Source organism: Okeania sp. SIO2B9 (assembly GCF_010672505.1).
GTDB classification, from domain to species: domain Bacteria; phylum Cyanobacteriota; class Cyanobacteriia; order Cyanobacteriales; family Microcoleaceae; genus Okeania; species Okeania hirsuta.
On sequence record NZ_JAAHGK010000830.1, the window covers coordinates 1 to 3,510 of the forward strand.

The following is a 3,510-nucleotide window of genomic DNA, read 5'->3' on the forward strand; positions in this document are numbered from 1 at the left end:
TGCCCCCATTCTACTATTTGCTTATAACTATATGGCTGGCTAGTTTCACCTGTGCCAATAGAAATTATCGAAATATCTTCTAGTTTATGACCTAGTTTAATTGCATAGCTTATTGCTGCTAATGTGGGATTATTCGCTGCTATTCCTCCATCTATATGTGGTAGACTCAAATCTCCATTTTTCAATTCATAAGCTGGAAAATAAGTAGGAGCTGATGAAGAACTAGCACAAATTTCCCACAGAGGGAGATTGTCATACCAAATCGTCTGTTTAGGTATTTCCGGATGATAATTTACAAAAATAGTCGGAGATTCCAAAAACATATTGTAAGCTACAATTAATAAGTTTATTTCACTAATTTCCTCAAGTCTAATTGCCGTTCCATCTTGTCGTAAAAGGTATTTTTTCAAGACTTTAATTAAGCCTTCATTGGAAAACTTAGGAGCAGAAATTCCATATTTCAAAATTAAGGGTAATCTTTTGGGCGACAAGCGACTTTGATATGGAAAAATATTGATTCCTTCTTCCTGATATAGTTTGAGAATATTAGCGCTGTCTGTTCCTGTAGCAACTAGCGCTGCGATAATTGAGCCAGTGGAAGTACCAGCTACTAAGTCAAAATATTCATGTAAAGATTGACCTTTTTGTTCTTTAATTTGTTTTTCAATTTCTATCAGAATTCGTGCTGCAATTACTCCACGAATTCCACCACCGTCTAAACTAAGGATTTTGAAAGTCATTATAGTTTTGCCTTCATAAATATAGTTATTGAACTACTCAATTATATCATTGCTATATAATTCCCAAGAAGCGTGAGGTACAAAATTCCTTTTTTTTAGGGAGTAGGGAGTAGGCTAAGACGCATTTAAAATGCGCCTTAGCAAGTCAGAAGTTAGAAGTCAGAAGTCAGAAGTAATAGGGGGTTGTACTTTTAATTAGGTACACAACAAATAATATTATGTCCGGATAATTAGTGATAAAAAAAACTTTCTCTTTTTTCTTGCTTCTTCCTTCTTTCTGTTCTCCTGACTCCTGAGGACTGACTCCTCTGTCGTTTATTTATAACTATTCAACCGGAGATGATATAAGTGGTTTAAATACACAACAGCTTAGGGAGTAGTAATTCGGGAAACAGGGGATAGAAACAAAGAAAAACAACTGTATCGCACTAATTTGAGAAACGCTATATATCTATAATTAAAGTAGGGTTTAGTACCTGATTTTTGTTAATAACAGGACTGGAACAGAGAGAAAGTTATTTGACACTCCCACCGTCATTTCAATTATCAGTTATCAGTTATCAGTACCTCTGCAATAAGGAGGCAAGAAAATACGGAATCTTCTTTTTTTTATCCTCTTAAAAGAGGAGGCGTAACTACCCAAATTTTTTGGTCAAATCAAAGATTATAACGGGGGATTTTTGTTTTGCTGGCGCAACGCTACGGGAACACAAATTTATAGCAATAAATAGATAGGTTAGGACATAGATTGTTAACGAAGTCAGAAGTCAGAAGTCAGTAGGAGCGAATGGCCATTCGCTCCTACAGAAGTTATTTTTGTAACGGGGATTTAAGCCTCCCTCCAAAAATATTTCGCCTTAAAAAGCGGGGTTTTAGATCCAATTATTTTGATAATAATTTTGTAAGCATTCAGCTATTAGCGGTCAGCTATTCTTAGGCCATGTTGCACAAACAGACTTTTAATGAATAAAGCAAGTATTCGTTTAATTTCTACTACATTCTTAACCTAAAGATTCGTACTCTGAAGCTTTGATAAAATTGCTTTTTTCTTCTTTAAAGGTAATAAAGCTGATAGCTGATAGCTGACTGCTGTTTGCGCAGCATTCCGGAGGAAATGCTTACATAATTTTTTAGACAGGGAAATGTTTTTCCTACTGTTCCCTGTTCCCTGTTCCCTATTCCCTATTCCCTGCTATTTTTAATATAAATCTCTCTCTAAAGTTGAGCTAAAAATTACTAAGTACCAACTCCTAATTTAACTTCTGTCCAAGCTTCATCATATAGAATTGTGGCTTGACCAACATCTTGAATATAATCAAGTTTTGCAAATAATTCTGGTGGGGGATAAATGGTAGGATTATTCAAATCAGCAGCTTCGATTAAACCTAAATCTTTTGCAGTTTGGTTTGGGGTCGCGTACTTAATGAAATTGGAAATTTTTGCCCCTATTTCTGGTTCGAGAATGAAGTTAATAAATTTTTCTGCAAGCTCTTTATTATTACTTCCTTTAAGAATAACCATATTATCAGTTAAGAGAATACTTCCTTCTTTGGGAATAGCGTAACGAAGGTTGGGATTTTCTTTCATAATCTGAAAAATATCTCCGCTCCATTCACAGGTTAAATCTACTTCTCCTTGGTCTAATAAATTTTGACCTGTGTCGGGCGCAAAAGCAGCGATCGCCTCTTTATTTTTAATTAGAAAATCTCTAGCTTCATTAATTTCTTTAGGGTTAGTTGTATTGGGGTCATAACCAAGGGAAATTAAGGCAATTGAAAAGCTACTTCGCATATCATCTAATAGAGCAACTCTGCCTTTAAATTTAGGGTCAAACATAGTTGACCAACTATTAATTTCACCTTCAGTAGCTTTGATGTTATAGCCTATTCCCATTGTGCCCCATTGGTAAGCCATACTATATTTATTTCCAGGGTCGTAAGGAGGATTAATAAATTTTTCATTGAGATTTTTAATATTAGGAATATTTTCCTGATTCAGTTCTTCTAGCAATCCTTCAGCTACCAGAATTTTTACCATATAATCAGCCGGAAAAGCTACATCATAACCAGGATTTCCTGGCTTGATTTTGGCATAGAGGTCTTCATTACTTTCGTAGGTATCGTATTGAATTTTGACATTAAATTTATTTTCAAATTCAGTAATTACTTCAGGAGCAATATATGTTGACCAATTATAAATACTCAGGATGTTATTATTGCTAATTTCTGAAGTATTAGGGCTATTATTGCTACAACCAATTGGTAAAATTACAGCCATAGTAAATAGCAGCAGAAAAGTCATCAGTTTTTTCATATTTACAGATATTTATTTAATCATTTTATATAGAATCCGGTTAGACCAAATCTCAGGCATTCTTGCTACATCTCCTTGAGAGTAGGGAGTAGGGAGTAGGGTTCAAAAACATAATATATTTTGGCTTAATGCCAATAATCCTTACAAAAATTATTGAACCACTATTATTACTTAATAACTGAAGTTGCATCGGAAGTATAGCATTATTTTTGGGAATTGGTATTATACCAATTTGATAAATTTTTGCTACAAATAGCTAGGTTATTTCTTAGGAGTCAGGAGTCAGGTGTCAGGAGTCATAACGAATAGCTTTTATATCATTTATTAGGTCTGAATTTATCTTTTTAGTCAAAAGGGCTTTTCCTGCACTTGTCTTTTAATCCCCCAAATTATTTGTAACATTCTTTTTCTAAATTGTCGATCAGGTCGACGGTCTGCGTGCCCTCCCCGTCTTCCA

Annotated in this window: 2 protein-coding genes; both read right to left on the bottom strand. The window is 34.5% G+C overall.

Going from position 1 to position 3,510, the window contains the following annotated elements; genetic code table 11:
* A partial coding sequence (locus F6K13_RS24090) for a patatin-like phospholipase family protein (RefSeq protein ID WP_287288615.1) occupies positions 1-740 on the bottom strand: 740 nt, incomplete at its 3' end.
* 1,236 nt (positions 741-1,976) lie between these two features.
* Positions 1,977-3,053, bottom strand: coding sequence for a PotD/PotF family extracellular solute-binding protein (locus F6K13_RS24095; RefSeq protein WP_124154478.1), 1,077 nt, complete (start codon positions 3,051-3,053; stop codon positions 1,977-1,979).
* Positions 3,054-3,510: the final 457 nt, after the last annotated feature.